The organism is Bradyrhizobium cajani (genome assembly GCF_009759665.1).
Taxonomy (GTDB): domain Bacteria; phylum Pseudomonadota; class Alphaproteobacteria; order Rhizobiales; family Xanthobacteraceae; genus Bradyrhizobium; species Bradyrhizobium cajani.
In genome coordinates this window covers 1-25,511 of sequence record NZ_WQNE01000050.1, presented here as the reverse complement: position 1 = coordinate 25,511, position 25,511 = coordinate 1, and the positions used below count along the sequence as shown (strand labels likewise).

The window sequence follows — 25,511 nt, the reverse complement described above, 5'->3', positions numbered from 1 at the left end:
AAGTGCGTAGCGGTTTTCCGAAAAGATCATGCTCAAACAACAACCTAAAGCGCGATGACGATTCACAATCTCATCGCGCTTTAGCGTTACCGCCCGAGCTGCTTCGGGTCGTAATAGAACCGCTCCTCGATCAGCTTGTCGCCTTGCCAGGTCTGCCAGGCGATCTCCTCCAGCGTGCGCGTGACGCCTTCGGCGTTGGTGAAGCTGAAGATCCAGCGAGAGGCGACGTTGTCGCCCTCGATCAGGCTCGGCCCGATGCGGACGGCCTTGACCTCCTTGAACGCGGCCAGCACGCCGCGCTCCTTGGCGGCCAGTTTCTCCCGTCCGACCGTCGGCGCCGCGTCGTTCTCATAGGTCGCCGCGTCAGGCGTATAGAACGCCTCGATCGCGCCGACGAAGTCCCCATCCTCCAACCGCTTCGCAAACGCTTCGACGATGTCACGGCCCGGCATGGGTCACCTCATGAATAAAACCGACTGATGGTCGGTTAAATACCGACCGGTAGTCGAAAAGTCAACTGGCCGCCTGCGCTCATTTGGACTAGACGAGATACATGGCGAAACAGGCGGAGCGGCGGGCGGCGACATCGGAAGCGATCCTGACGGCGGCGCGCCGCCTGTTCGGGACGCAAGGCTTTGCCGCCACCACCATGGACGAGATCGCCGACGCCGCCGGCATCGCCAAGGGCGCGGTCTATCATCACTTCAGGACCAAGGAGGCGGTGTTCGAAGCCGTATTCGACCAGGCCTCGCGCGACCTCGTCGTCGAGATCGACAGCGCCGCCCGTGCCGAGAAGGACGTGCTCGCCGCGATGGTCGCCGGCACGCAGCATTACTTTGCCGCGACCGCCAAGGGACCCACCGGCCAGATCATCCTGCGCGATGGGCCAGCCGTGCTCGGCTGGGAGCGCTGGCGCGAGATCGATGCCCGGCATTTCGGCGGCAAGCTGCCGCGTGCGATCGCGGCTGCGATGGAGGCCGGCCTGATCGCGCGCCAGCCGGTCGAGCCGCTGGCGCGGCTGCTGCTGGGCGCAGTGACGGAAGCCGCGGTCGCCTGCGCCGGACGCGCCGATATCGCAAGGGCAGGCGCGGAATATGCCGGTGCGTTCAAGTCGCTGGTCGAGGCGCTGCGCCTGCGGGCATGATTGTGCTAATCCGGCACCGGAAACGCTCACACCAACAAGAAGAATACTAGCGCATGAACGCAAATTCCTCCCTCACACCAATCGATCCGGAATTCGACTACATCATCGTCGGCGCCGGCTCCGCCGGCTGCGTGCTCGCCAACCGCCTCTCCGCGAACGGCAAGCACAGCGTGCTGCTGCTCGAAGCCGGCCCCAAGGATTCCAACATCTGGATCCACGTGCCGCTCGGCTACGGCAAACTGTTCAAGGAGAAGACCGTCAACTGGATGTATCAGACCGAGCCGGAGCCCGAGCTGAAGGGACGCCAGGTGTTCCAGCCGCGCGGCAAGACGCTGGGCGGATCGAGCTCGATCAACGGCCTGCTCTATGTCCGCGGCCAGCACGAGGACTACGACCGCTGGCGCCAGCTCGGCAACACCGGCTGGGGCTATGACGACGTGCTGCCCTATTTCAGGAAGGCCGAGAACCAGTCGCGCGGCGCCGATCAATATCACGGCACCGGCGGGCCGCTGCCGGTCTCCAACATGATCGTCACCGATCCGCTGTCGAAGGCCTTCATCGACGCCGCGGTCGAGACCGGTCTGCCCTACAATCCCGATTTCAATGGCGCCACGCAGGAAGGCGTCGGCCTGTTCCAAACCACGACCCGCAACGGCCGCCGCGCTTCGACGTCGGTGGCCTATCTCGGACCCGCCAGGACGCGCGGCAATCTCAAGATCGAGACCTCCGCGCTCGGCCAGCGCGTGCTGTTCGAGGGACGTCGCGCCGTCGGCGTCGAGTACCGGCAAGGCGCCACGGTGCGCCGCGCACGCGCGCGTAAGGAGGTCGTGCTGTCGAGCGGTGCCTACAACTCGCCGCAGCTGCTCCAGCTCTCCGGCGTCGGGCCTGCCGATCTCCTGCGCAAGCACGGCATCGAGGTGGTGCTGGACGCGCCGGGTGTCGGCCACGATCTTCAGGACCACATGCAGGTGCGCATCGTCATGCGCTGCTCGCAGAAGATCACGCTGAACGACACCATCAATCATCCGCTCCGCCGCACGATGGCCGGCGCACGCTACGCGCTGTTCCGCAAGGGCTGGCTGACGATCGCGGCGGGCACGGCGGGCGCGTTCTTCAAGACCAGCCCGCGGCTCGCCTCGCCCGACATCCAGGTGCACTTCCTGCCGTTCTCGACCGACAAGATGGGCGAGAAGCTGCACGATTTCTCCGGCTTCACCGCATCCGTGTGCCAGCTCCGGCCCGAAAGCCGCGGCTCCCTGCGCATCCGGAGCGCGGACCCCACGGTGCCACCGGAGATCCGCATCAACTACATGTCGACCGAGACCGACCGGACCACCAACGTCGAGGGCATCAAGATCCTGCGCGGAATATTGAATGCGCCGGCGCTGAAGCCGTTCGTGGTCAATGAGTATGATCCCGGGGCGAAGGTATCCACGGATGCCGAGATATTGGATTATTGCCGCGAGCGCGGCAGCACCATCTACCATCCGACCTCGACCTGTCGTATGGGCAATGACGCGCTCGCGGTGGTCGACCAGCGGCTGAAGGTGAGGGGGCTCGAAGCCTTGCGCGCCGTCGACGGCTCGATCATGCCGGACCTCGTGTCCGGGAACACCAACGCGCCGATCATCATGATCGCCGAAAAGGCCTCCGACATGATATTGGAGGATGCGCGGTAATCCGCGGCTCGAAAGGACGACAGCTTGACTACGCGACTGAAGATCGGCACCCGCAAGAGCGCGATGGCGCTGGCACAGACGGAAGAGATTGCGCGCCGCCTGACCGCCGCCGTGCCCGGTCTCGAGGTCGAGATCGTCAAGTTCGACACCACCGGCGATCTCGACCAGACCAGCAAGCTCTTGCCCCATGGCGGCAAGGGCGGCGCCTTCGTGGCGCAGATCCGCGCCGCCGTGCTGTCGGGCGAATTGCAGGCGGCGATGCATTCGCTGAAGGACATGCCGGGCAATGAGGACACGCCCGGCCTCGTCATCGGCGCCACCCTGTCGCGCGATCCGCCTGGTGATGCGCTGGTGCTGCGCGACGGGGTGACGCTGGAGGCGCTGCGCCAGTCCCGCGGCAAGGGTTTCAAGATCGGCACCAACGCCGTTCGCCGCGCCGCCTATGCGCGGCGGCTGTTTCCGGACGTGGAGGTCATCCACTTCCGCGGCGCCGCCGACACGCGCGTGCGCAAGCTCGACAATGGCGAGAAGCAGCGCCTGCCGGACGGTGGCGCGGTGGGGCCGGCCGATGCGCTGATCATGGCGCGCTCGGGGCTCGATCGCGTCGGTCTTGCCAGCCGCATCGCCTACGAATTCACCGCAGCGGAAATGCTGCCCGCGGCGGGGCAGGGCATCGTCGCGGTCGAATGCGCCGCGCAGGATTGGCAGACACGGCAGATCCTGTCATCGATCGACGATCCCTCCGCGCACGCCTCGGCCGATGCCGAACGCGAAGTGCTGTGGGTGCTGAACGGCCACTGCAATTCGCCGGTGGCAGGCTTCTCGACCATATCAGGCGATCAGATGTCGCTCACCGCGTCCGTGCTCGACCTCTCCGGCAACACCATCATCGAAGCCTCGCGCACGGGCCCCGCCAATCGCCCGCGTGAGCTCGGCCGCGCTGTTGGGTTGGATCTGTTGACGAAGGGCGCTGCTGAGATCATCGAGCGCAGCCGGCCTCGCTAAAGCATGATCCGGAAAAGTGCGCAGCGGTTTTCCGAAAAGATCATGCTCAAACTACAACCTAAAGCGCGATGATGATTCATCCTAATCTCATCGCGCTTTAGTCTGCCGCAAAATGGTCATTGGCGTGATGATGCCATCATGCGCCTGTTTTGCCCGACGTGTCAAACGCGCGCGGGCGCGCGCCGTGCCGGCCCAAATCTTTCAATGACTTGTCTACTGTGCATGGGGTTGTTTTCGCGGTTTTTGTTTTTCCGCTCCCCAAGAGCGAAATAAATCACCCGCGCACGCGCTTCAGCATCTGCTCGACATGGGCGATCGACGTTTCCGGCTGGATGCCGTGGCCGAGATTGAAGATCAGCCGTCCCTGCGCAAAATTCGCCAGCACGTCGTCGATCGCGCGGTCGAGGGCGGCGCCCCCGGTGATCAAGACCAGCGGGTCGAGATTGCCCTGCACGGCGACCTTGCTCTGCACGCGCTCGCGGATGAAGGACGGCTCCGCGGTCCAGTCGATGCTGACGGCGTTGACGCCGGTGGCCTCGACATAGGCGGGTAGCAGCGCGCCGGCGCCGCGCGGGAAACCGATGATCTTCGCATCCGGCACTATGGCGCGCACGCCTTCGACGATGCGCCGCGTCGGCTCGATCGACCAGCGCGCGAACTCGGCCGGCGGCAGCACGCCGGCCCAGGTGTCGAAGATCTGCAACGCGTCGGCGCCGGCGGCGAGCTGAGCCAGCAGATATTCGATCGAGCTCTCGACCAGCACGTCGATGATCTCTGCGAACGCGTCGGGATGCCGGTAGGCCATCATCCGCGCCGGCGCCTGGTCGGGCGTGCCGTGGCCTGCGACCATGTAGGTCGCGACCGTCCACGGCGCGCCGCAGAAGCCGATCAGCGCTGTCTTGGCATCGAGTTCGCCGCGCACGATGCGCAGCGCCTCGAACACCGGCGCGAGCTTGCCGAGATCGGCGCGCGGCACAAGCGTCGCGACCTTGGCCGGATCATCGAGCGGCTCGAGCCGCGGACCTTCGCCAACCTCGAACCGCACCGAGCGGCCGAGCGCATAGGGGATCACCAGAATGTCGGAGAAGATGATAGCGGCATCGAAGCCGAACCGCCGGATCGGTTGCAGCGTCACCTCGGCCGCGAGTTCCGGCGAAAAACAGAGATCGAGGAAGCCGCCGGCCTTGGCGCGCACCTCGCGATATTCCGGCAGGTAACGGCCGGCCTGCCGCATCATCCACATGGGCGGGATGGCCTGGCGCTGGCCGGAGAGCACGTCGATGAAGGGCTTTGTCGCAGACTGGGGCACGAGCGGTCCTGATGCAGATTGAGGTTCCTGATACACCGCCAGAGGCCAGAGCGGAACAGGGGAACCAGCGCAAATACGCCGCGTTGACCAGCCAATCGAGGAGGATTTCATGGCTGAGAGATTCAACCCTGCGCCGCACGACAAGCACGCCGACGATCTGCGCGAAGCGCTCTCCGCCGATCGCCACGGAAAGCTCGATGCCGGGCTGGAAGATACCTTCCCGGCCTCCGACCCCGTGAGCGCCACGCAACCGACGCCTTCGAAGGCCGATGCGGACGCCGACAATCCATCGCTGTGGGACAGGGTCAAGGCCATCTTCAGCTAGGGCGACGCCGGATTCCGACAGGCTCGCTAATGGTCTGTTAGCGATGCGCTGATGCTTGCGTCCGTACGACTACGGGAAACCGGGCATATCGCCGCGCATTGCGGCGGTAATTTCAGAGTTCAATAACAGAAGCGGCAGAGTTTCCGAACGATCGGAGAATTCTGCCGCATGAGTGCTGTACCCCAAAGAGCCGGATGGAGCCGTCTGCCGCTGCGCGCGGCGGCGTTCGTCGTGCTCACCTGCGTGACCATCCTCGGCGTCAGCGCCTGGCGCGAATGGGCCGCGCGCGATGCGGTGCTCAGGGGCGCCGAGACCGAGATGGCGAACGTCGCCCGCTCGCTGACGCAGCACGCCGAGGACAGCCTCGATCTCCTGGATTCCGGCGTCGTCGGCGTCGTCAGCCGGCTGGAGATGGACGGCGCCGGCCCCGCCACGATCGCGAAGCTGCGCATCCTGCTGGAGACGCGCAAGAAGGCGATCGAGCGCATCCACAGCCTTGCCGTCACCGACGATCAGGGCAACTGGCTGACCTTGCCCGGCACGATCGGCTCGACCCTCAGCGACGACGCGTTCTTCCGTCATCACCAGCTCTCCCCGAAACGAGAGCCCCATGTCGGCCGGCCCGTGAAGAGCCTCGTCGACGGCGAATGGGTCGTTACCCTGTCGCGCCGCTTCAACAAGCCGGACGGCAGCTTCGGCGGCGTGGTGCTCGCGACCATCAGCTCGAAATATCTTTCGCACTTCTACGAGCAGTTCGAGATTGGCCGCAACAGCTCGGTGGCGCTGACGCATGGCGACGGCTTGATCGTGGCCCGCAACCCGAACAACGACAAGTTCGTCGGACGCAGCGTTGCCGACAAGCCGCTGTTCCGCGACGCCAGCCTGCAGCGGCCGGGCGGCGCCTACCATTTCAGGTCGCCGCTGGACGGCGCCGAGCGCGTCAGCTTCTTCAAGCGCTCTGGCCGCTACCCGCTCGTCCTGCTCGCCACCGTCGACAAGGACGAACTGCTGGCACCCTGGCGCGCGGCCGCGATCTCCCGCATGCTCTTCGTGCTCGCGCTGGTCATGCTGATCGCCATCATCGGCGCGGTGCTGGTGCGGCATTTGCAGCGCGGCCAGCGCATGGCGGCTGCGCTGGTCGAGAAAGAGGCCCATTTCCGCCTGCTCGCCGAGGGCTCCAGCGACATGGTGACGCGTATCGGGCTCGACGAGCGGCTGCGCTATGTCTCGCCTTCGTCGGTCCGCGTCGTCGGCTGGCGCGCCAATCAACTGATCGGAACGCCTGCGCTCGCCGGCATTCATGCGGACGATCGGCCGCAGGTCCAGGCGATCGTCGACGCCATGAAACACGGCGAGAAGGAAGAGGCGCGGATCACCTACCGCAACGTGCATCGCGAGAAATCGGAGATCTGGCTGGAATCGACCCTGCGGGTGACGCGCAAAGTCAATGGCGACGTCGACGGCGTGGTGGCGATCTCGCGTGACATCACTGAGCAGAAGGAGCTCGAGACCAGGCTCGAGATGCTCGCGATCGAGGACAGTCTCACCGGCCTCGCCAACCGCCGTCGCTTCGACGAGCGGCTGAGCGAGGAGTGGACGCGGGCCTATCGCGACCGTTCGAGCCTTGCCCTGCTGATGATCGATGTCGATCACTTCAAGGCCTACAACGACGAATACGGCCATCCCGCGGGCGACGCCTGCCTCCGTGTTGTGGCGCAGGTCATTGCGGCCGAGACGCAGCGCTCCGGCGATCTGGCGGCACGCTATGGCGGCGAGGAGTTCGCCATGCTGCTGCCGAACACCGATGCCTCAGGCTGCGCCCGGATCGGCGACCGGATTCGGCGGGCGATCCGCGAGGCGGGCCTCGTCCACAGCAGCAACCGCGCGTATGGCTGCGTCACTGCGTCGCTCGGCGGTGCGGCCTGCCGGCCGGTGCTGGAGCGTACTGCGGGCGTGGCATCGCTCGTCGAGGCGGCCGACCAGGCGCTCTACGCCGCGAAGCAGGCCGGACGCAACCGCTTGATGATGTCGGGCGAGGTGGCCAGCCTGATGCTCAAGGCGTCGGGTCAGTAAAATCGCCTGGGCAGGAGAGCTCAATAATGCGGCGGGCGCTCGTTGGCGGGTCCCGGCGCATTTGCTTCCGCCTCCTGCAGCCGCTCGTTGAGCTGTGCGAGCTGCCGCGTCAGCGCGTCGATCTGCTTCCACTGCGCCGTGATGGTCTGGTTCAGCGTCTCGATCGTGTCGTCCTGATAGGCGATGCGCATCTCCAGCGTGTCTATGCGCTCGCTCAGCGTCTTGATCTCATTCGTCACGGCCGGGTCCCATATCCTGTTTGAGCAAGCTCCGTTCGCGCAAGCCGCTTTCCCGCAGTCCATGGCCGAGCGCGACGCGCTCGTCGAACACGAAGCATTCGCCGCGCCAGCGGCTCTGCGCCTCCGGCACCTCTTCCAGATATTTCAGGATGCCGCCCTTGAGGTGATAGACCTCGGCAAAACCGCGCGCGAGCAAATGCGCGCTCGCCTTCTCGCAGCGGATGCCGCCGGTGCAGAACATCGCGATCCTGCGGTGCTTTGCCGGATCGAGTCGCGCTGCGGCAAAATCCTTGAACTGGCCAAAGCTCCCGATGCCGGGATCGACCGCGCCCTCGAACGTCCCCATCGCCACCTCGAAGGCATTGCGGGTGTCGAGCAAGAGCGTGTCGGGCGAGGAGATCAGCGCGTTCCATTCGCTCGCATCGACATAGGTGCCGACCTGGCGGGTCGGATCGGCGGCTGCATCGCCGAGCGTCACGATCTCCTTCTTCAGCCGCACCTTGAGCCGGCCGAACGGCATTGCCTCGGCGGTCGAGAATTTGAGTTCGAGATTGTCCAGCCGGCCGCCGAACATGTCGCCGCGCACGAGCTCGTGAGCGAAGGCGTCGATCGCCTCCGGCGCGCCGGCGACCGTGCCGTTGATCCCCTCCTGGGCGAGCAGCACGCTGCCCTTCAGCGCCCGGCCGGCGCAGAACGCGCGCAGCGGCTCCCGCAGCTCGCGGTAATCGGGCAGGGCGGCGAATCGGTAGAAGGCGGCGACCTTGAAGATCATGGCGGCTCGTTTAGCAGGCGAGCGCCGCCCAGAAAACCCGCATGGTCCCGGCCGGTAAAAGGTCCATACGTCCAGCGGATGGCAGCCATTTCCCTGGTATGCCAGCATTGCCCCGGCGGGCCGGAATGTGCCATGTAGACCCGGTTTTTCCGAGATGCGCGCCGTCCGCGCCCACGGCACAAGAGAGCAAGAGTTCGCATGAGAAACTTCCATTTCCCCGGCAGGTCCACGGTCCACGCCACCAACGCGATGGTGGCGACCTCGCATCCGCAGGCCTCTCTCGCCGCGATCGAGGTGTTGCGCGAGGGCGGCACGGCGGTGGACGCGGCGGTCGCGGGCTCGGCCGTGCTCGGCGTGATCGAGCCGCAATCGACCGGCATCGGCGGCGATTGCTTCGCGCTGATCCAGCCGCGCGGCGAGGGCAAGATCATTGCCTATAACGGCTCCGGCCGCGCGCCGAAGGCGGCGAATGCCGACTGGTATCTCGAGCGCAAGATCAACTCCGTGCCGCTGACTTCCGCGCATGCGGTTTCGATCCCCGGCGTGATCGACGCGTTTGCGACCGTGCTGCGCGATCACGGCAAGTTCGGCTTCGACCGCCTGCTCCAGCCCGCGATCAAGGCGGCGGAAGAAGGCTATGTCGTCGCGCCGCGCATCGCCTTCGACTGGAAGAACCAGTTCGAGAAGCTCAAGGGCGGCACCAACACCGTGCGTTACCTGTTGCCGGGCGGCAAGCCGCCGGTGGCCGGCGATGTCATCCGCCAGCCGGAGCTCGGCAAGACGCTGCGCGCGATCGCCAAGGACGGCCGCGATGCCTTCTACAAGGGCGAGATCGCGGAAGACATGGTCGAGACCCTGCGCGGAATCGGCGGCCTGCACACGCTCGACGATTTCGCCGCGCACACCACCGAGACGACGACGCCGATCGGCACCATGTACAAGGGCTACGACGTCTGGCAGTGCCCGCCGAACGGACCGGGCGTCACCGCGCTGCTGATGCTCAACATCCTGTCGCGCTTCGACCTGACGAAGTTCGCGCCGGTCAGCGTCGAGCGCTTCCATCTCGAGGCGGAAGCTGCGCGCATCGCCTACATGAATCGCGAGATGCATGTCGCCTCTCCCGAGCACATGAAGATCAACGTCGCCGAGATGCTCGAAAAGGGCTTTGCCGACGAGTACATCAGCAAGATCCGCATGGACGGCATGCTCGATCTGCCGAACGTCGCACCGCCGATGAATCCCTCCACCATCTACATTACGGTCGTGGACAAGGACCGCAACGTCTGCTCGTTCATCAATTCGGTCGCGCATTCCTTCGGCTCGGCCATCGTCTCCAACAAGACCGGCGTGCTGTTCCAGAACCGCGCCGGCGGCTTCCGCATCCAGCCCGGCCATCCCAACTGCATCGAAGGCGGCAAGCGTCCGCTGCACACGATCATGCCGGGCCTGCTCTCCAAGGGCGGCCGTTCGACGATGTCGTTCGCGGTGATGGGGGGCCAGTATCAGCCGACAGGCCAGACCCATCTCCTGACCAACATCCTCGACTATGGCTGCGACGTGCAGGAGGCGATCGACATGCCGCGCGGCCTGCACTACGAGGGCCAGTACCAGCTCGAGGACAGCGTGCCCGCTGCGATCGTCGATGGCCTGAAGAAGCTCGGCCACAAGACCACCAGCGTGGTCGGTCCGCTCGGCGGCGCCCAGGCGATCTGGATCGACTGGGACAAGGGCACGCTCACCGGCGGTTCCGATCCGCGCAAGGACGGCTGCGCGCTGGGTTATTGATCGTCTCTGCACGGACAAAGGTTCCTGGCGCAGAGGTCAGGAAAAGTTGACGAAGGGCGACGCGGCATTTGCTGCGTCGCCCTTTCTCATTCGGAACTGCGCCCATCGCTCCCGGTTAAGGGGCGATGAGCGGTGCATGCGTGCGCTGCTTTGCAGATAAGCGGCGGAGGCGTCGATGTCCGAGAAAACAAGTTCCAAAGCATCAGCATTCGATCGGCGCGCCTTCATGGCCGGCGCCGCTGGCAGTGCGCTCATGCCGATGACGGCACGTGCCGCCACGCAGGACGCAACTCCACCGGCCGCCCGGGATCCGTCGCTTCCCGTCGAGGTCACCTTGCGGGTCAACGGCAAGGACAAGCGCCTGCGCATCGATGCCCGCACCACGGTGCTCGATGCGCTGCGCGAACATCTCAAGCTCACCGGCAGCAAGAAGGGCTGCGACCACGGCCAGTGCGGCGCCTGCACGGTGCTGATCGACGACCGGCGCGTGGTGTCGTGCCTGACGCTCGCGCTCGCCGCCGAGGGGCAGGAGATCACGACGATCGAGGGGCTCGCCACCGACGATCGCCTGCATCCGATGCAGCAGGCCTTCATCGACAACGATGCGTTCCAGTGCGGCTATTGCACGCCCGGCCAGATCATGTCCGCGGTGGCCTGCGTCAAGGAGGGACATGCCGGCAGCGATGCCGACATCCGCGAGTACATGAGCGGCAACATCTGCCGCTGCGCCGCCTATCCCAACATCGTCGCTGCGGTGAAGCAGGCCGCGCCCGAGATCATGAAAGGATAGGCCCATGCGACCCTTCCTGTACCAGAAGGCGACGGACCCGGGCATGGCCGTGCAGGCGCTCGGCGCTGCCGGGAACAATCCGCTGACCCGGGCCACCGCACAGCCGCTCGCCGGCGGCACCACGCTGATCGACCTGATGAAGCTCGACGTGATGCGGCCGGCCGCGATCGTCGACATCAATCCGCTCGCGCAAGGCTGGTCGGCGATCGAGCCCAGGGATGACAGCTTGCGGCTCGGCGCGCTTGCGAAGATGTCGGATGTTGCCGCACATGACGGGATCCAGCGCAACTATCCGGTGATCGCCAATTCCCTGAAACTCGCCGCCAGCGCCCAGTTGCGCAACATGGCGACGCTCGGCGGCAACGTGATGCAGCGGACGCGTTGCAGCTATTTTCGCGATGTCTCCTACGAGAATTGCAATAAGCGCAATCCCGGCTCCGGCTGCGCCGCGATGGACGGCGTGAACCGCATGCATGCGGTGCTCGGCACCTCCGATCACTGCATCGCGACCTATCCCGGCGATTTCGCCCAGGCGCTGATCGCGCTGGATGCCATGCTCGAGATCACGGGCGCCTCCGGCACGCGCAACATGCCGTTCGCGGAATTGCACAAGGCGCCCGGCAACACGCCCGACATCGAGACCACGCTTCGGCCGGGTGAGCTGATCTCGGCCTTCGTCATACGCGGCCGCTGGCCGCGGTCGGTGTATCTGAAGGCGCGCGACCGCCAGTCCTATGAATTCGCGCTGTCGTCGGCAGCGATCGCGCTCGACGTACAGGACGGCACGATCCGGGATGCCCGCATCGCGCTCGGCGGCGTCGCCACGGTGCCGTGGCGGGCGCGCGAGGCGGAGGCGCTGCTCAAGGGGCAGAAATTCGACGACGGCCTGGCGCAGCGCGTCGCCGATGCCGCCTTCGCTGAGGCCAGGGGACGGCGGCACAACGGCTTCAAGATCGCGCTCGGCAGGCGCGTGGTGGCACGCGCGCTCCAGCAGGCCGTAACGATGGAGATCTGATCATGACCGCTGCTGTTCCCGAGCCGAAGGCGAATATGGGCCAGTCCGTGCCGCGCTATGACGCCGTCGTAAAGGTGACGGGACGGGCGACCTATGCGTCCGACATGCCGCTCGCCGACCCGGCCTATGCGTTCCTCGTCACCAGCGCGATTGCCAAGGGGCGCGTCGACCGCTTCGATCTCGATGACGCCAGGGGTGTCCGCGGCGTGATCGATATCGTCACCCACGAGAATGCGCCGAAGCTGAAGGAGTCGAAACTCTTCAGCAATGGCGGTTATGCGGGCACGACGATCGAGCCGCTGAAATCGGCCGACATCGCGCATGATGGCCAGATCATCGCGGTGGTCATTGCCGAAACCTACGAGTCGGCGCGCGAGGCCGCCAACCGGGTCAAGATCAGCTACACGGCCACGGCGCCGAGCGCGACCTTCGATTCGCCGGGCACGACGACGGCGGCTGCGAAAGGGCAGAACGCGCAATTCAAGGAAGATCCCAAGGTCGGCGATTTCGCCAAGGCGTTCGATGAAGCCGAGGTCAAGCTGACCGCGTCCTACGACACGCCGACGCAGCATCACAATCCGATGGAGCTGTTCTCGACGAGCTGCGCCTGGATGGGTGACAACCTCGTCATCTATGAGCCGAGCCAGTACGTCTATGGCCTCAAGAACGGCGTGGCCGAGCAGCTCGGCATCGATGCCGACAAGGTGCGCGTGGTCAACCCCTATGTCGGCGGCGGCTTTGGCTCGCGCGGCTCGATGACGCCGCGCACCGCCATCATCGCCGGGATTGCGAAGCGCCTCAACCGGCCGGTCAAGCTGGTCCCGACCCGCGACCAGGGCTTCACCATCACCACCCATCGCGCCGAGACGCGGCACGAGATCAAGCTGGGTGCGCGTCGTGACGGCAAGCTGATTGCGCTCAGGCACGAGGGCGCCGAGGTGTCCTCGCGGCCCGACGCCTATTGCGTCGGCGGCACCAAGACGACGACGCGGCTCTATGCCTGTCCGAATGTCGACAGCCTGGTCTCGATCGTGCGCGCCGACCGCAACACGCCCGGCTTCATGCGCTCGCCACCGGAGGTGCCGTATCTGTTCGCGCTGGAGAGCGCGCTGGACGAGCTCGCGGTGAAGCTGAACATGGATCCGGTCGAGCTTCGCCGCATCAACGACACGACCGTTGAGCCGATCGGCGGCAAGCCGTACACATCACGCTCGCTGATGGCGTGTTTCGACGAGGCCGCCAAGGCGTTCGGCTGGGCGCAGCGCTCGCCGGCGCCGAAATCGATGTCGGACGGCGACTGGCTGATCGGCCATGGCTGCGCCGCCACCTGCTATCCGACGCAGATGGGGCCCTCCGCAGCGCGCGTGCGTCTCCAGCGCGACGGCCGCACCCGCGTCGAGATCGCTGGCCACGAGATCGGCACCGGCGCCTACACCGTCATCGCCCAGACCGCGGCCGAGCGGCTCGGTGTGCCGCTTGAGAAAGTCGCAGTCTTCATCGGCGACAGCGACCTGCCACCGGCGCCGGTTGCAGGAGGCTCGAACTCGACGGCCAGCACCTGCTCGGCGGTGATGATGGTGTGCGATCAGATCCGCCAAAGGCTGTTCAAGGCCGCGATGCCGGGCGACAGCCTCACCGACAAGGCCAAGGAGACCGTCGGCATCAGCCCGGCGCCGTCGACGCAGGCGGCGAAGAGCGGCCGTCCGCCCGATCTCGACAAGGCCTTCGATGCGCTCGGCGTCAGCATCGTCGAGGAATATGGCGAGTGGAAGCCGGAAGGCGCGCCGCCGGATTCCTTCCGCGCCATGCACAACGGGCAGGTGCGGCTCGTCGGCGGTCACACGATGAAAGACCAGATCGCCTATGCGTTCGGTGCGGAGTTCGTGGAGGTCCGCGTCAACCGCTTCACGCATGAGATCCGCTGCCCCCGCCTGGTCGGTGCTTTTTCAGCGGGCCGCATCATGAATCCGCGCACGGCCCGCAGCCAGCTCATGGGCGGACTGATCTGGGGCATGTCCTCGGCGCTGCTGGAGGCGACCGAGATCGACGAGCGCACCGCACGCTACGTCAACGACAACTTTGCCGACTATCTCGTGCCCGTAAATGCGGACGTGCCCGGCGTCGAGGTCATTCTGCTGTCCGAGCAGGATGACCACATCAACCCGGCGGGCGTGAAGGGGCTCGGCGAGCTCGCCAATGTCGGCACCAATGCGGCGATCTGCAACGCGATCTACCACGCCACCGGCAAGCGCATCCGCAAGCTGCCGGTGCGGCTGGAAAATATCGAGGTCTGAGGGGTGGAAACACAGGTCACGTTGCGCTAGACACCATCCGCTTCAAACGGAAGGTGTCTTATGCAGCGTTTCCAGCGCGCGCTCCTCGCCCTGATGTCGGCACTCGCGATCACCGTGATCGCCAGCGTGTCGCATTTCGTTTCCACCACGGCCTCGGCCCAGACCGCAGGAAAGACCATGACCACAGCTTCAGGTTTGCAGATCATCGACACCGTCCCCGGCGACGGCGCTTCGCCCAAGCCGGGCCAGATTTGCGTGATGCACTACACCGGCTGGCTCTATGAGAACGGCCAGAAGGGCAAGAAATTCGACTCGTCCGTCGATCGCAAGGAGCCGTTCGAATTCCCGATCGGCAAGGGCCGTGTCATCGCCGGCTGGGATGAGGGCGTTGCCTCGATGAAGGTCGGCGGCAAGCGCACGCTGATCATCCCGCCGCAGCTCGGCTACGGCGCGCGCGGTGCCGGCGGCGTGATCCCGCCGAATGCGACGCTGATGTTCGACGTGGAATTGCTCGCGGTGAAGTGACGGCGCAGCCGTCATTCCGGGATGGTTCGAAGGACCAGACCCGGAATCTCGAGATTCTCAGGTGCGCAATTGCGCACCAGAGTTCGGCTCTGCGAGCCGTCCCGGAATGACAGCGTGGCGACAAGCACAGACAAAAAGACCGGCCCTGCGGTCGGTCTTTTCGCTTTCAGCTCTACGCCCGTCACTCCGCCGCGCGCCTTGCGGCTTGCTCGCAAAGGCAACGTCTGGCGGCTATGAGGGTTCCGATTTTGGTATGGCTCGCGGGCGCGGCTTTGGGTTAGTTTGCCGCGCACGGAACCCACAGAAAGAAAAATCCCATGACCGGCCATGACCACACGCATTCGCACCATGACCACGATCACGACGATCGCTGGAAACATGACGGCGTGCGCGTCATTCCCGGCAATCAGCTCGACACCAACGTGCCGTCGACCGCAGGCATGGATCGCGCCGCCGCCATCAATTTCGCACGCGTCGGCGCGCAGAAATTGTGGGCGGGCACGGTGAGCATCAAGCCCGACGCCAAGACCGGCGCACATCACCACGGCCATCTCGAAAGCGTCATCTACGTCGTGAAGGGCAAGGCGCGGATGCGCTGGGGCGAGAAGCTGCAATTCACCGCGGAGGCGGGCCCCGGCGATTTCATCTTCGTTCCGCCCTACGTGCCGCACCAGGAGATCAACGCCAGTCCCGACGAGGTGCTGGAATGCGTGCTGGTGCGCAGCGACGGCGAGGCGGTCGCGATCAATCTCGATATCGAGCCGGTCGAGAAGCCCGAGACCGTGCTGTGGATCGATCCGGTGCACCGCGATCCGAACGAGAGGACGTAAGGCGGCCCGAGGCGGCTGCGCGGTTCGGTGCGACAGAACCTCGCAGGACAAAAAATTCCGGAAGCCGTGTCGGATGGCCGTCTGGCCGTCCGTCCTTGGGCGGAACCCCCGCCCAAGGAGCTTCCAAATGCCCAGGATGATTTTCCTCAATCTGCCGGTGACCGATCTCAAGCGCGCGACCGCCTTTTACGAGGCGATCGGCGCAACCAGGAACCCGCAATTTTCCGACGACACGGCGAGCTGCATGGTCTTTTCCGAGACCATCTACGCGATGCTGACGACCCACGACAAATTCCGTCAGTTCACGCCGAAGCCGATCGCGGATGCCAGGACCACGAACCAGGCGCTGTTCTGCCTCTCCGCCGACAGCCGGAACGAGGTCGATGATATCGTCGGCAGGGCCGGGGCCGCAGGCGGGGTAACTGATCCCAGCCCGAAGGACGAATACAGCTTCATGTACGGCCGCAGCTTCGAGGATCCGGATGGCCATATGTGGGGCGTGAACTGGCTGGACATGGCAGCCTTCGCCGCGCAGTCCGAAATGGCGAGCGCCTGATCAAAGCCCGCGAACACTGGGAATCCGGAGAGGAGCATCCACAATGTCCAAGCTCGTACCCTGCATGTGGTTCAACGGCGATGCCGAGGAAGCCGCGAAGTTCTACACCTCGCTTGTTCCGAATTCGAAGATCACGCACGTTCAGCGCAACGTCTCGGACGGCCCGTCCGGCAAGGAAGGCTCCGTGCTCGTCGTCGAATTCACGGTGGCCGGTCAACCCCTGGTCGCGCTCAACGGCGGCATGAAGATGGAATACACCCATGCCATTTCGTTGATGATCCATTGCGACGACCAGGCCCAGGTCGACAGCGTGTGGAGCGCATTCCTGGCTCATGGCGGCAAGGAAGAGCGATGCGGCTGGCTCAGGGATCGCTGGGGCGTGGCCTGGCAGGTGGTGCCGAAAGTGATGTTCGAATTCCTGTCGAGCCCGGACAAGGCGGCGGCCGCGCGCGCGATGCAGGCGATGATGAAGATGGTGAAGCTGGATGTGGACGTTCTGCGTCAGGCGTTCGAGGGCAAGTCGGCGGCGTGACGCGTTGTCGGCGCTCCAATCTCGCTGTCATCGCCCGGCTTGACCAGACGGGGGCGTACTGGATGCCCCACCGGAGCCTGTCATCGGGCTCGCCAAAGGCGAGACCCGGTGGCGGGGCATGACGGCGGAGTTTGTGGCCACAGCCGAACCCGCTCTAATAATTGATCCGCAGCCCCACGCCGCCATGGATGGTGTTGCCGACCGGCTGCGGACCGAGCGTGCCGTTGGCAAAGAGATCCACGATCCAGCCCTTTTGCACGCGGAAGCCGAGCCGGCCGCCATATTCGAACCAGCCCTGGTTGCCCATCGTCGGCACTACCGTGCCCTGGCCAGTCACGGTCGCCACGATCCCGCTATGGCTCGCAAACGACTGCACCCAGCCGCCATTGATGTTGGTCTCGATATTGCTGCCGTAGAGATGAGTCCACTGGCCGCCGATCTTGACCAGGCTGGTGCGGTCGGTGCCGGTCGCAATGGTGGCGTCGAACGGATTGAATGCCACAGTGCTGTCGGTATAGCCGGAGACGCGCTGCCAGAGCTGCCAGACCTCGATCGACGCTGCGACCTCGTCACGCGGCGACAGGCGGCTCATCCAGCCGGCGCGGCCATAGACGGCGTAGTTCGACGCGTTGGTCGAGCTCGTGACGCTCACCGGGCCGAGGCTGGTGTCGTAGCTGCGGGTGTAGCGCGCCTTCTCCCACGGCGTCAGGATCGTGCCGACGTCGAAGAACGGGCGTGACGAGCCCCAATCGGTGAAGTCGTAGCGCAGCGCGAAGGCGCCGATCGGTGCGCTCGTGATCTTGTAGCCGCCCTCGTTGTAGTGCGTGTAGGCGATGCCGGCCAGCAGCGACAGATTGTTGGTGAGCTCCTTGCGGCCGTGGATGCCGGCCGAGAACGAGCCGGCCGAGCCGAATGCGCTGATGCAGTCGCTGCAATTGATCTGCTCGTTGACGCCGAGCAGCACCGTGCCGAGCACGCGGTTGGTGATCATCTGGTTGAAGCGCTGGTTGGCGAGGCCGCCGATCGAATTGCCGCTGGAATCCGCGCCGGTCGGAGTCGGGCTCGGCGACGGATAGGGATACGGCGAGGGGCTTGGTGACGGCGAGGGCGTCGGGGCGTATGTCGGCACCGGAGACGGTGAATATGTCGGCGCCGGAGATGGTGAATACGTCGGCGACGGGGAGGGCGCCGGCTCGCTGCACTCGGGCTCGCAAGCGGCCTGGGCGGCAGCCGGGCGGGTATCGAACACGACAAGCGCAAGCGTTGCGGCCGCGGCGAGTGTGCCCGCGAGGATGAATCGCCCAAGGCGGAACTTCGCCATCATCAGCGCCCGCACAGCATGCCGTTCTCGTCGACGGCAGGCGTGATGGTCGGCGAGGCGGCGGCATATTGGTTGACAGCGCAAAGCCCGGCGCTCGCTGCGCAATTGGCCGCAAACGTCCAGGGCGGCGTGTTGGTCTTGGTGATGCCGACCTTGCCACCGGTCGAGGTGATGATCGCGGTGTCGCCGGGCTGGGTCAATTGCACGCATTGGAAGCTCGGCGTGCAAACGCTGGCCGCGCCGTCCTGGAGCACCACGACGGAGCGGCCGCGCTGGGAGAGGATGTCGAGCGTGGTGCCGCGCACGCCGATGGTCGCGAGCGGGGTCGTGATCTTGTAGGCGGTCTTCGCCGAATGGCCGGTGACGAAGCGGAATGCGCCGGTGGTCATGCGGATCGCGACGTCGCGATAGCTGTGCTCGTCGTTGAAGACGGTGCGGTCGAGCTTCAGCGTGGCGCTGGGGCCGAGCGACAGATTGGTGCTGTCGGCCATCACGAAGCGCGCTGCGCTGTCGGCGCCGGTGCGCACGGTCTCGTCGCGCAGCATGCTGTCGCCGACACTGATCGGCGTCGTGGTCGCGGCCACGCGCACCACTTCGTTCTGGATCACGACGGCTTCGCCGACACGCGTCTGCGCCTGCGCGCTCGACATGGCGCACGATGCAGCCGACAACAGAGGGAGGAAAAGCCAGAAACGCAAATTCATTTCGCAACCGATCGATGTGTCCCTGATCGTACCGGATCGCGCGCACTTCCGATGTGGCGGAATTATCACAAGCGGCGCGGGACGTGCGTTATGCTTAGTGACAGTCGCGGCAGAATGCGTTCAATGAAAATCGCGATCTCTTTTTTTGTCCGCGGTGACGCAAAATTGCCACGCAAAACATCCCCACAGCCGGCGCTCGAATTGTCAGCGGTTCCGAAGGTGTCGCGGAGCGCAGTGATTGCTGTCGCGATTTTCCTGGTTGCTCATCTCGCGCTGCTGATCGGTCTCGCAACGCCGGAGAAGTTCGTCTTCGACGAGGTGCATTATGTGCCGGCGGCGCGGCAGATGCTGGCGCCTGCAATGTCACAGCCGATGCTCAATCCGATGCACCCGCCGCTGGGCAAGGAGCTGATCGCGGCATCGATCGCGGCCTTCGGCGACAATGCGTTTGGCTGGCGCTATCCGGCGACATTGTTCGGCGCACTCGCGGTCGTTGCGATCTATCTGTGCGGCCTTGCGCTGTTCTCCGCGCAAGGGCCCGCCATCGCCGCCGCGCTGATCGCCGGCTGCAACCAGATGATCTACGTGCAGGCGCGCATCGCCATGCTCGACATCTTCGCGCTCGGCTTCGGCCTGCTCGCGACCGCCGCCTTCATGCATGGCTTCCGCAAAGAGCGGCCGCATGCTTTGTTTGCCACGGCAGGTGCTCTGTTCGGTCTCGCTGCGGCCTGCAAATGGAGCGGCCTGTTTCCGCTCGGCGTCTGTATCGTCATCGTCGCGGTGATCCGCCTGATGCAGGCCTGGCGCACGTTGTTTGCCGATGCGAGGCCGGGCGACTGGTACCGGCCCGATCTCTGGCCCGATTTCCGATTGCAGCATGTGGCGCTCTGCTTCGCCGTGCTGCCGGCGACGACGTATCTTGCCGCTTTCGTCCCCCTCTACGGATTGTCGTTGCCGGATCTGATCGAGGCACAGCGCCGGATCTTTGCCGACAACACCACCACCGCGATTGCCGGCCACACTTATATGAGTTCGTGGCCGTCCTGGCCGCTCCTCGCCCGCCCGGTCTGGTTCCTGTTCGACAAGACGGCGGAGGAGCACGTCTCCGCGATCGTCTTCCTCGGCAATCCGCTGGTCGCGTGGCCGGCGCTGCTCGCGCTTGCCGTCGTGCTGCGCGATTTCGTCGTGGCGCGCCGCTGGGATGCATTCCTGATCGCCGCGTTCTATTTCGGCCCCTGGCTCGCCTGGGCGCTGCTGCCGCGCACGCTCGGCTTCATCTACTACTATCTGCCGGCGGCGACCGCGGCGTCGCTTGCGCTGGTCTATGCGCTGCGACGGGAGGGCCTGCCGCGCTGGCTGCTGTGGGCCTATGTCGGCATCGCCGCGACCGGCTTTGCCGTCATGCTGCCGATCTCGGCCGCCTTCATCGGCACGTCGATGCGAACCTTCGGCCGGCTGATGCTGTTCCAGAGTTGGATATGACAACGCCGCCTGCCGGGGGACGGCAGGCGGCGTGCTTGTTGTGAGAGATGCCTTCGGATCACTTCGACGCGGTCTTGGTGTCCATGTTCACGACCTGGACGCGGCGGTTGACCGGGTCGGCACCGTTGGCGGCATCCTTCAGCTTGGTCTTGCCATAGCCGACGGTGACGAGATCGGTGCCGTTCAGGCCGTAGTTCTGCATCAGGAACTTCTTGATGGTGTCGGCGCGCCGCTCGGAGAGCCCTTGATTGTACTCCTCGCCGCCGATCGCGTCGGTGTGGCCGGCGACCACGAAGGTCGAGCCCTTGAGCGCCGGATCGGACAGGGCCTTGCCCAGCGCCTGCACCGAGGCCACCGACGTCTTGGCGATGTCGGCCGAGTTGTAGTCGAACTGGATCTCCAGGTCGATCTTCGGCTTGGTCGCCGCAAGCTCGGCGATCTGCTCGCGCTCGCCGGTCGACAGCGACCGGGTCGAGCGGTTGCGCACCGTGTTCAGGAAGGTCGCTTCCTTGGCCTGCCCGGCCGTATCGGCCTGCGGACCGGCGGACAGGCCGCGGGTCAACGGCTTCGGCTTCAACGCATCCACGATCTGGCTCGCGGAGAAGTTGTTGTCACCGGCCAGAGCCACGCCCGCCGTCATCGACAGCGCGGCGGAGAGAGCAATCGCCTTCAGTCCAAAAAACCTATCGAAACGGGTCATTGTCGTATTCCTCGATGTTACGTCTGATGACGATTTTGATGCTGCGAGCCTAGGGCAGGTTCAAAGGCACCGATGTGATCTTGGTCACGGTGGAAACCCGGGTTTCCCGGGTCGCCTGGTGCCTGGGCAGCCGTTCGGGCACGATCGGGGCCGGCGGCCGTCCGCTCCACCCTGGTGCCCCTGCGGAAACCTTTGCTCACCGATCGTCGCAAAGCCGTCGCGCGATGGCCTGTCTGCGAACAAGCTTTCGGCCAGATGCACGCCTAGCAGAATCCGTCGTCCGACAACCGCAAGCGAAGGGAGCCGAGTTCCATCCAGTGCCAAGGCCGTTTGACTATCAATTCCATCGCAGCGGCCCGCCGGATCGGACTGTGTCCTTGAGTTCCATGCCCATCTATATCGGCGCGGCGATGATCGCGGTGGCGATCCTGCTCTCGACGCTGATCACAGGACTGACCTCCCGCTATGTCGGCCTTGAAGGGCCGACCGACGAGAACATGTGGCTGGTCGACCGCCTCACCGGGAGCGTCTATCGCTGCCAGGCGGAGGGGCGCGGCAGGGCCTCCTGCGAGCCGGACGTTGCCACCGGCAGCGTCGGGGAGCGCCCAAAAGCCGCACACTAGAACGGACGAAAATATCTTCACTGTGAGGCGGTGACCCGGAAAGATGGATGCTGCGTTGGCCGGCATGAAGCCGGCTTCGTTTTCCGGAGGAAGAAATTGATGAAGACCCTGTTGCTCGCGGCAGCGTTCGTTGCACTTGCTCTGTCTCCCGCATCCGCCGCCAAGATGGAGTGCACCAGTGCAAACATGGCGAAGCTCGTTGCCGGGATGGGCGGCGAAGACACGCCGGGCAAGATCGCTGCAAGGAAATCGATGGCCTCGGCCAATTCGGACATGAGCAAAGGCAACATGCGGGGTGCTTGCAAGCACTACATGAGCGCGGAAAAGGCGATGGCAATGAAGTAGGCTTTCCGCCGATCTTCACCATCCCGCCGCGCTGTCAGCAGATGGCAGCGCGGCTTTTCTTTGGTTGCTTTCTTTGCCTTCTTTTTCCTGGCGCGAATCCCGCTACATTGCCCCCCGCAATGCCACGCTCGCCCAAACCGCTCCCACTCACCACGACACAGGCCCGACAGATCTGGCTGCATGCCCAGCGGCTGGACGTGCGCGCGCCGTTCGGCGAGGGCGCGCAAGCGGTCGCGGACGCGGTCGCGCATCTCGGCTATGTGCAAATCGACACCATCAACGTCATCGAACGCTGCCACCACCACATCCTGTTCAGTCGCATCCCGTCCTACCGGCGCGCCGACCTGCGCCACGCCCAGAGCGTCGACAAGAGCGTTTTCGAATACTGGACACATGCGCTCTCCTATGTGCCGGCGAACGATTTCCGCTTCTTCCTGCCGGCAATGCGCGAGCACCGGCGCGAGGGGCACAAATGGTATGCCTCGGTGAAGCCCGCCGACACGCGCAAGGTGATGCGGCTCCTTCGCGCCGGTCCGCTGACGATCCGCGACATCGAGGACGACGTGCTCACCGAGAAGGAGCATTTGTGGCAGAGCCGCAAGCCTTCGAAGCGGGCGTTGCAGCTTGCCTTCTATACCGGCGTTGCGACCATCAGCGCGCGCCAGGGCATGCTCAAGACCTATGAGCTGATGACGCGCCATTTCGGCTGGGACAAGCTGCCGAAGCCGGCATCGGCAAAGGACATCACGGCCTATCTGCTCGACCGCGCGCTGCGGTCGCAGGGGGTGGTGAGTCTCGATTCGATCTGCCATCTCGACGCGCCCAGCAAGAAGGCGGTGGCGCGCCTGATCGCCACGCGCGTCCGCCGCGGCGAGCTCGTGCCGGTCGCGATCGACGGTGCCGGCAAGCAGGAGCATTGGGCGGCGCCCGCGGCGCTGGAGGCGAATGGCGAGGTATCGCCCGATCTCGTCCACATCCTCTCGCCGTTCGATCCCCTGATCATCCAGCGCAAGCGCACCAGCCTCATCTTCGGCTACAACCATCTGTTCGAGGCCTATGTGCCGAAGGCCAAGCGCAAGCTCGGCTATTTCGCGCTGCCGGTGCTGGTCGGCGACGAGATCGTCGCCGCGCTCGACCTCAAGACCGACAGGCAGGCGAAGAAGCTGTTGATGCAGAAATGGACCTGGGTCGGCGAGGGGAAGAAGACCGCGGGGCGCAAGGAGCTGAAGCGTGTGATCGAGGAAGAGCTCGATCGCTTCGCGCGGTTTCAGCTCGCGGATTGAACGATACGCCGAGAGTGCGGCGAGCGACTTCAACAGGCTCGTCATTGCGAGCGCAGCGAAGCAATCCAGAATCTCTCCGCGGTCAAAGTCTGGATTGCTTCGCTGCGCTCGCAATGACGAAGGAGAGAGCCGCACGCGAGATTGTCCACCGGGTATATGCTAACGCGCCTTTATCCACCCCACGAGCCGATCGAGCCAAACACCGAACGCAATCCCGACCGCATACGCCACCAGATTCCACGGCGAGAAGATGCGCCCGAGCAGCAACGCGCCCGCCGTCGTCAACCGGAATGCGTCAAGCCATGGCGTGTGCACCAGCCGTGAGCACTCGACCACGATCGCGATTGCCATCGCGATCGCCGCGAGTTGCCGCCGCGTCAGCCGCGGCAGCAAAACCCCGATCAGCAGGAACACCATCGTCGCCCACAGCAGCGAGCCGCCGTACTTCACCACGAAGGCCGGAAGCCCGAGGGGAAAACCGTACCAGCGCAAGCTCAGCCCGCAGGCGATCACGACCAGCGCCAGGGCGGCCCGGATCAGCGATGTCCGTCGCGGCGCAATGGCGTTGACCGGTTGCGCTCCGTGCATTGCTCGCTCCATTGACTCTTTGCCCGCGATGCTCAAAACCGCCTCTCGGCCCTAGAAAAGCAACAACCCCGGGGGAAGCATGAGCCAGACCACCTATGCCGGTTCCGCCGGCGGTGCCAAAGACACCAGCAAGAGCGAAGTCGAGACCTCGACCATCCGCGCCATCTCCTGGCGCCTGATTCCGTTCCTGGTGCTGGCCTACTTCTTCTCCTATCTCGATCGCGTCAACCTCGGCTTCGCCGCGCTCACCATGAATGCCGAGCTGAAGTTCACGCCGCTGATCTTCTCCTGGGGCGCCGGCATCTTCTTCATCGGCTACTTCATCTTCGAGGTGCCGAGCAACCTGGCGCTGGAGAAATTCGGCGCCAGCCGCTGGATCGCCCGCATCATGGTGACCTGGGGCATCATCTCGGCGCTGATGGCGATGGTGAGCGGCGTGACGAGCTTCTACGTCCTGCGCTTCCTGCTCGGCGTCGCCGAAGCCGGCTTCTTCCCGGGCATCATCCTCTATCTCACCTATTGGTATCCGGCCGAATATCGCGCTCGCTTCCTCGCGGCCTTCGCCATCGCCGTCCCGGTCTCGACCGTGATCGGCGCACCGATCTCGGGCCTCCTGCTCGGGCTCGATGGCGTGATGGGGCTGAGGGGCTGGCAGTGGCTGTTCATCATCGAGGGCATCCCCTCCGTGCTGCTCGGCATCGTCACGTGGTTCTACCTCACCGACAAGCCGGAGAAGGCGGACTGGCTCACGGCCGAGCAGAAGGCCTGGCTGAAGGCGCGGCTGGATTCGGAAATCGCGGCCAAGCAGGCCGTGAAGCATCTGTCGCTCGGCGAAGCGCTGTCGTCGCCGAAAGTGATCGCGCTCAGCCTGATCTATTTCGGCTTCGTCGGCGCGCTCTATGGCATGCAGTTCTGGCTGCCGCAGATCGTGAAGGCGTTCGGCCTCACCAACGCGCAGACCGGCTTCGTCACCGCGATCCCGTATCTGTTCGGCACCATCGCGATGATCCTGTGGGCGCGGCATTCGGATGCGACGCGCGAGCGCGTGATGCATGTCGGCGCGCCGCTGCTGCTGACTGCCGTTGCGCTCGGCGTGTCTTCTTATTTGACCGATCCCACGCTGACGATGGTGGCGCTGACGGTGGCCGCGATCGGCGTGTTCTGCTGCTTCGGCGTGTTCTGGACACTGCCGACCGCCTGGCTCTCCGGCACGGCGGCGGCCGGCGCCATCGCCCTGATCAACTCGATCGGCAACCTCGCCGGTTTCGGCGGGCCCTATCTGATCGGCTGGGTCAAGGAAGCCACCGGCCAGACCTCGACGGGATTGCTGGTGCTCGCCGTGCTGCCCCTGATCGCCGGCATCCTCGTCTTCGTCGGCGGCCACGACAGCAAGCACGAGTTCGCCGAACAGGGGCGATGAGGGCGAAACCCATCGACGCGTAGCCCGGATTGCGCTTCGCTCCATCCGGGCTTCTGTAACGGGCGGTGGTTAGTCAATCCCTTTTTGCGTCATCCACTCGCCGGGAACGTGCTTCTGTACGGGATCGGCGCTGTGGCCGTCGCCTGATGGGGTTCTGGAGAGGAGCAGGTCG

At 65.1% G+C, this 25,511-nt stretch carries 26 protein-coding genes; 18 read left to right on the top strand and 8 right to left on the bottom strand.

The window, feature by feature from the left end; translation table 11 throughout:
- Positions 1-86: 86 nt before the first annotated feature.
- Positions 87-452: a nuclear transport factor 2 family protein gene (locus tag GPL20_RS35500; RefSeq protein ID WP_157336852.1), complete on the bottom strand. Its 366-nt coding sequence runs from the start codon at positions 450-452 to the stop codon at positions 87-89.
- Positions 453-553: 101 nt separating this feature from the next.
- Here GPL20_RS35500 and GPL20_RS35495 point away from each other — a divergent pair, with 101 nt between their 5' ends.
- The 3 genes from GPL20_RS35495 to hemC are packed head-to-tail and all read left to right on the top strand — an operon-like array spanning position 554 to position 3,828.
- Positions 554-1,144, top strand: a complete 591-nt coding sequence (locus GPL20_RS35495) for a TetR/AcrR family transcriptional regulator (RefSeq protein WP_157336850.1) — start codon at positions 554-556, stop codon at positions 1,142-1,144.
- A 53-nt stretch (positions 1,145-1,197) separates the two neighbouring features.
- A complete protein-coding gene (locus GPL20_RS35490; RefSeq protein ID WP_157336848.1) occupies positions 1,198-2,823 on the top strand; it encodes a GMC family oxidoreductase in 1,626 nt (541 codons plus the stop codon).
- A gap of 24 nt (positions 2,824-2,847) precedes the next feature.
- Complete coding sequence (hemC, locus tag GPL20_RS35485) at positions 2,848-3,828, top strand: hydroxymethylbilane synthase (RefSeq protein WP_157336846.1); 981 nt, start codon at positions 2,848-2,850, stop codon at positions 3,826-3,828.
- A 274-nt stretch (positions 3,829-4,102) separates the two neighbouring features.
- Here hemC and hemE read toward each other — a convergent pair whose 3' ends face one another.
- Positions 4,103-5,137, bottom strand: a complete 1,035-nt coding sequence (gene hemE / locus GPL20_RS35480; RefSeq protein ID WP_254126340.1) for a uroporphyrinogen decarboxylase — start codon at positions 5,135-5,137, stop codon at positions 4,103-4,105.
- A gap of 109 nt (positions 5,138-5,246) precedes the next feature.
- Here hemE and GPL20_RS35475 point away from each other — a divergent pair, with 109 nt between their 5' ends.
- Together GPL20_RS35475 and GPL20_RS35470 are read left to right on the top strand one after the other, a co-directional pair.
- Positions 5,247-5,462, top strand: a complete 216-nt coding sequence (locus tag GPL20_RS35475) for a hypothetical protein (protein ID WP_157336844.1) — start codon at positions 5,247-5,249, stop codon at positions 5,460-5,462.
- Positions 5,463-5,630: 168 nt separating this feature from the next.
- Positions 5,631-7,535: a diguanylate cyclase gene (locus tag GPL20_RS35470; protein WP_157336842.1), complete on the top strand. Its 1,905-nt coding sequence runs from the start codon at positions 5,631-5,633 to the stop codon at positions 7,533-7,535.
- Between the two features lie 20 nt (positions 7,536-7,555).
- Here the strand turns inward: GPL20_RS35470 and GPL20_RS39800 are convergent, their stop codons facing one another.
- Together GPL20_RS39800 and trhO are read right to left on the bottom strand one after the other, a co-directional pair.
- Complete coding sequence (locus tag GPL20_RS39800; RefSeq protein WP_309143247.1) at positions 7,556-7,774, bottom strand: SlyX family protein; 219 nt, start codon at positions 7,772-7,774, stop codon at positions 7,556-7,558.
- The gene (gene trhO, locus GPL20_RS35460) at positions 7,764-8,546 is read right to left on the bottom strand and encodes an oxygen-dependent tRNA uridine(34) hydroxylase TrhO (RefSeq protein ID WP_157336840.1); all 783 of its coding nucleotides are present in this window, start codon (positions 8,544-8,546) and stop codon (positions 7,764-7,766) included. The genes GPL20_RS39800 and trhO overlap by 11 nt, the downstream gene beginning before the upstream one ends.
- 198 nt (positions 8,547-8,744) lie before the next feature.
- Between trhO and ggt the strand changes: the two genes are divergently transcribed.
- From ggt to GPL20_RS35415, 8 genes are all read left to right on the top strand, one after another.
- Complete coding sequence (gene ggt / locus GPL20_RS35455) at positions 8,745-10,331, top strand: gamma-glutamyltransferase (protein ID WP_157336838.1); 1,587 nt, start codon at positions 8,745-8,747, stop codon at positions 10,329-10,331.
- Between the two features lie 175 nt (positions 10,332-10,506).
- Positions 10,507-11,121: a (2Fe-2S)-binding protein gene (locus GPL20_RS35450; RefSeq protein ID WP_157336836.1), complete on the top strand. Its 615-nt coding sequence runs from the start codon at positions 10,507-10,509 to the stop codon at positions 11,119-11,121.
- Between the two features lie 4 nt (positions 11,122-11,125).
- Positions 11,126-12,136 carry an FAD binding domain-containing protein gene (locus GPL20_RS35445; protein ID WP_157336834.1) on the top strand — a complete coding sequence of 337 codons (1,011 nt, stop codon included), beginning with the start codon at positions 11,126-11,128 and terminating at the stop codon, positions 12,134-12,136.
- A 2-nt stretch (positions 12,137-12,138) separates the two neighbouring features.
- Positions 12,139-14,430, top strand: coding sequence for a xanthine dehydrogenase family protein molybdopterin-binding subunit (locus GPL20_RS35440; RefSeq protein ID WP_157336831.1), 2,292 nt, complete (start codon positions 12,139-12,141; stop codon positions 14,428-14,430).
- Positions 14,431-14,490: 60 nt separating this feature from the next.
- On the top strand, positions 14,491-14,955 hold the full coding sequence (locus GPL20_RS35435) for an FKBP-type peptidyl-prolyl cis-trans isomerase (RefSeq protein WP_157336829.1): 465 nt from the start codon (positions 14,491-14,493) through the stop codon (positions 14,953-14,955).
- 317 nt (positions 14,956-15,272) lie between these two features.
- Complete coding sequence (locus GPL20_RS35425; protein ID WP_157336825.1) at positions 15,273-15,785, top strand: cupin domain-containing protein; 513 nt, start codon at positions 15,273-15,275, stop codon at positions 15,783-15,785.
- A 127-nt stretch (positions 15,786-15,912) separates the two neighbouring features.
- On the top strand, positions 15,913-16,341 hold the full coding sequence (locus GPL20_RS35420) for a VOC family protein (protein ID WP_157336823.1): 429 nt from the start codon (positions 15,913-15,915) through the stop codon (positions 16,339-16,341).
- A gap of 43 nt (positions 16,342-16,384) precedes the next feature.
- Complete coding sequence (locus tag GPL20_RS35415) at positions 16,385-16,873, top strand: VOC family protein (protein WP_157336821.1); 489 nt, start codon at positions 16,385-16,387, stop codon at positions 16,871-16,873.
- A gap of 154 nt (positions 16,874-17,027) precedes the next feature.
- On the opposite strand, the gene GPL20_RS35410 is transcribed toward GPL20_RS35415, so the two are convergent.
- Both GPL20_RS35410 and GPL20_RS35405 read right to left on the bottom strand, forming a co-directional pair.
- Positions 17,028-18,194: a hypothetical protein gene (locus GPL20_RS35410; protein ID WP_157336872.1), complete on the bottom strand. Its 1,167-nt coding sequence runs from the start codon at positions 18,192-18,194 to the stop codon at positions 17,028-17,030.
- Positions 18,195-18,196: 2 nt separating this feature from the next.
- Positions 18,197-18,898 (bottom strand): FecR family protein, encoded by a 702-nt coding sequence (locus GPL20_RS35405; RefSeq protein WP_157336819.1) that lies wholly within the window; start codon positions 18,896-18,898, stop codon positions 18,197-18,199.
- Positions 18,899-18,949: 51 nt separating this feature from the next.
- Here GPL20_RS35405 and GPL20_RS35400 point away from each other — a divergent pair, with 51 nt between their 5' ends.
- Positions 18,950-20,380 carry a phospholipid carrier-dependent glycosyltransferase gene (locus GPL20_RS35400; protein WP_157336817.1) on the top strand — a complete coding sequence of 477 codons (1,431 nt, stop codon included), beginning with the start codon at positions 18,950-18,952 and terminating at the stop codon, positions 20,378-20,380.
- Between the two features lie 58 nt (positions 20,381-20,438).
- On the opposite strand, the gene GPL20_RS35395 is transcribed toward GPL20_RS35400, so the two are convergent.
- A complete protein-coding gene (locus GPL20_RS35395; protein WP_157336815.1) occupies positions 20,439-21,080 on the bottom strand; it encodes an OmpA family protein in 642 nt (213 codons plus the stop codon).
- A 386-nt stretch (positions 21,081-21,466) separates the two neighbouring features.
- Between GPL20_RS35395 and GPL20_RS35390 the strand changes: the two genes are divergently transcribed.
- From GPL20_RS35390 to GPL20_RS35380, 3 genes are all read left to right on the top strand, one after another.
- Complete coding sequence (locus tag GPL20_RS35390) at positions 21,467-21,703, top strand: hypothetical protein (protein ID WP_157336870.1); 237 nt, start codon at positions 21,467-21,469, stop codon at positions 21,701-21,703.
- 99 nt (positions 21,704-21,802) lie between these two features.
- On the top strand, positions 21,803-22,048 hold the full coding sequence (locus tag GPL20_RS35385) for a hypothetical protein (RefSeq protein WP_157336813.1): 246 nt from the start codon (positions 21,803-21,805) through the stop codon (positions 22,046-22,048).
- 119 nt (positions 22,049-22,167) lie between these two features.
- Positions 22,168-23,331: a winged helix-turn-helix domain-containing protein gene (locus GPL20_RS35380; RefSeq protein ID WP_157336811.1), complete on the top strand. Its 1,164-nt coding sequence runs from the start codon at positions 22,168-22,170 to the stop codon at positions 23,329-23,331.
- Positions 23,332-23,490: 159 nt separating this feature from the next.
- Here GPL20_RS35380 and GPL20_RS35375 read toward each other — a convergent pair whose 3' ends face one another.
- Positions 23,491-23,919: a ribosomal maturation YjgA family protein gene (locus GPL20_RS35375; RefSeq protein ID WP_167533346.1), complete on the bottom strand. Its 429-nt coding sequence runs from the start codon at positions 23,917-23,919 to the stop codon at positions 23,491-23,493.
- Between the two features lie 79 nt (positions 23,920-23,998).
- On the opposite strand from GPL20_RS35375, the gene GPL20_RS35370 reads away from it, so the two are divergent.
- Entirely contained in the window at positions 23,999-25,339 is a 1,341-nt protein-coding gene (locus GPL20_RS35370) for an MFS transporter (RefSeq protein WP_157336809.1), read from the top strand.
- The last annotated feature ends 172 nt before the right edge of the window (positions 25,340-25,511 follow it).

Coding starts and splice junctions, on each gene's coding strand:
- GPL20_RS35385 (WP_157336813.1), top strand. CDS start 21,803: ATGAAGACCCTGTTGCTCGCGGCAGCGTTCGTTGCACTTGCTCTGTCT.
- GPL20_RS35380 (WP_157336811.1), top strand. CDS start 22,168: ATGCCACGCTCGCCCAAACCGCTCCCACTCACCACGACACAGGCCCGA.
- ggt (WP_157336838.1), top strand. CDS start 8,745: ATGAGAAACTTCCATTTCCCCGGCAGGTCCACGGTCCACGCCACCAAC.
- GPL20_RS35425 (WP_157336825.1), top strand. CDS start 15,273: ATGACCGGCCATGACCACACGCATTCGCACCATGACCACGATCACGAC.
- GPL20_RS35390 (WP_157336870.1), top strand. CDS start 21,467: ATGCCCATCTATATCGGCGCGGCGATGATCGCGGTGGCGATCCTGCTC.
- GPL20_RS35470 (WP_157336842.1), top strand. CDS start 5,631: ATGAGTGCTGTACCCCAAAGAGCCGGATGGAGCCGTCTGCCGCTGCGC.
- GPL20_RS35435 (WP_157336829.1), top strand. CDS start 14,491: ATGCAGCGTTTCCAGCGCGCGCTCCTCGCCCTGATGTCGGCACTCGCG.
- GPL20_RS35500 (WP_157336852.1), bottom strand. CDS start 452: ATGCCGGGCCGTGACATCGTCGAAGCGTTTGCGAAGCGGTTGGAGGAT.
- trhO (WP_157336840.1), bottom strand. CDS start 8,546: ATGATCTTCAAGGTCGCCGCCTTCTACCGATTCGCCGCCCTGCCCGAT.
- GPL20_RS35375 (WP_167533346.1), bottom strand. CDS start 23,919: ATGCACGGAGCGCAACCGGTCAACGCCATTGCGCCGCGACGGACATCG.
- GPL20_RS35420 (WP_157336823.1), top strand. CDS start 15,913: ATGCCCAGGATGATTTTCCTCAATCTGCCGGTGACCGATCTCAAGCGC.
- GPL20_RS35475 (WP_157336844.1), top strand. CDS start 5,247: ATGGCTGAGAGATTCAACCCTGCGCCGCACGACAAGCACGCCGACGAT.
- GPL20_RS35405 (WP_157336819.1), bottom strand. CDS start 18,898: ATGAATTTGCGTTTCTGGCTTTTCCTCCCTCTGTTGTCGGCTGCATCG.
- GPL20_RS35395 (WP_157336815.1), bottom strand. CDS start 21,080: ATGACCCGTTTCGATAGGTTTTTTGGACTGAAGGCGATTGCTCTCTCC.
- GPL20_RS35440 (WP_157336831.1), top strand. CDS start 12,139: ATGACCGCTGCTGTTCCCGAGCCGAAGGCGAATATGGGCCAGTCCGTG.
- GPL20_RS35450 (WP_157336836.1), top strand. CDS start 10,507: ATGTCCGAGAAAACAAGTTCCAAAGCATCAGCATTCGATCGGCGCGCC.
- GPL20_RS35445 (WP_157336834.1), top strand. CDS start 11,126: ATGCGACCCTTCCTGTACCAGAAGGCGACGGACCCGGGCATGGCCGTG.
- GPL20_RS35400 (WP_157336817.1), top strand. CDS start 18,950: ATGTGGCGGAATTATCACAAGCGGCGCGGGACGTGCGTTATGCTTAGT.
- GPL20_RS35490 (WP_157336848.1), top strand. CDS start 1,198: ATGAACGCAAATTCCTCCCTCACACCAATCGATCCGGAATTCGACTAC.
- GPL20_RS35495 (WP_157336850.1), top strand. CDS start 554: ATGGCGAAACAGGCGGAGCGGCGGGCGGCGACATCGGAAGCGATCCTG.
- GPL20_RS35370 (WP_157336809.1), top strand. CDS start 23,999: ATGAGCCAGACCACCTATGCCGGTTCCGCCGGCGGTGCCAAAGACACC.
- GPL20_RS35410 (WP_157336872.1), bottom strand. CDS start 18,194: ATGGCGAAGTTCCGCCTTGGGCGATTCATCCTCGCGGGCACACTCGCC.
- GPL20_RS35415 (WP_157336821.1), top strand. CDS start 16,385: ATGTCCAAGCTCGTACCCTGCATGTGGTTCAACGGCGATGCCGAGGAA.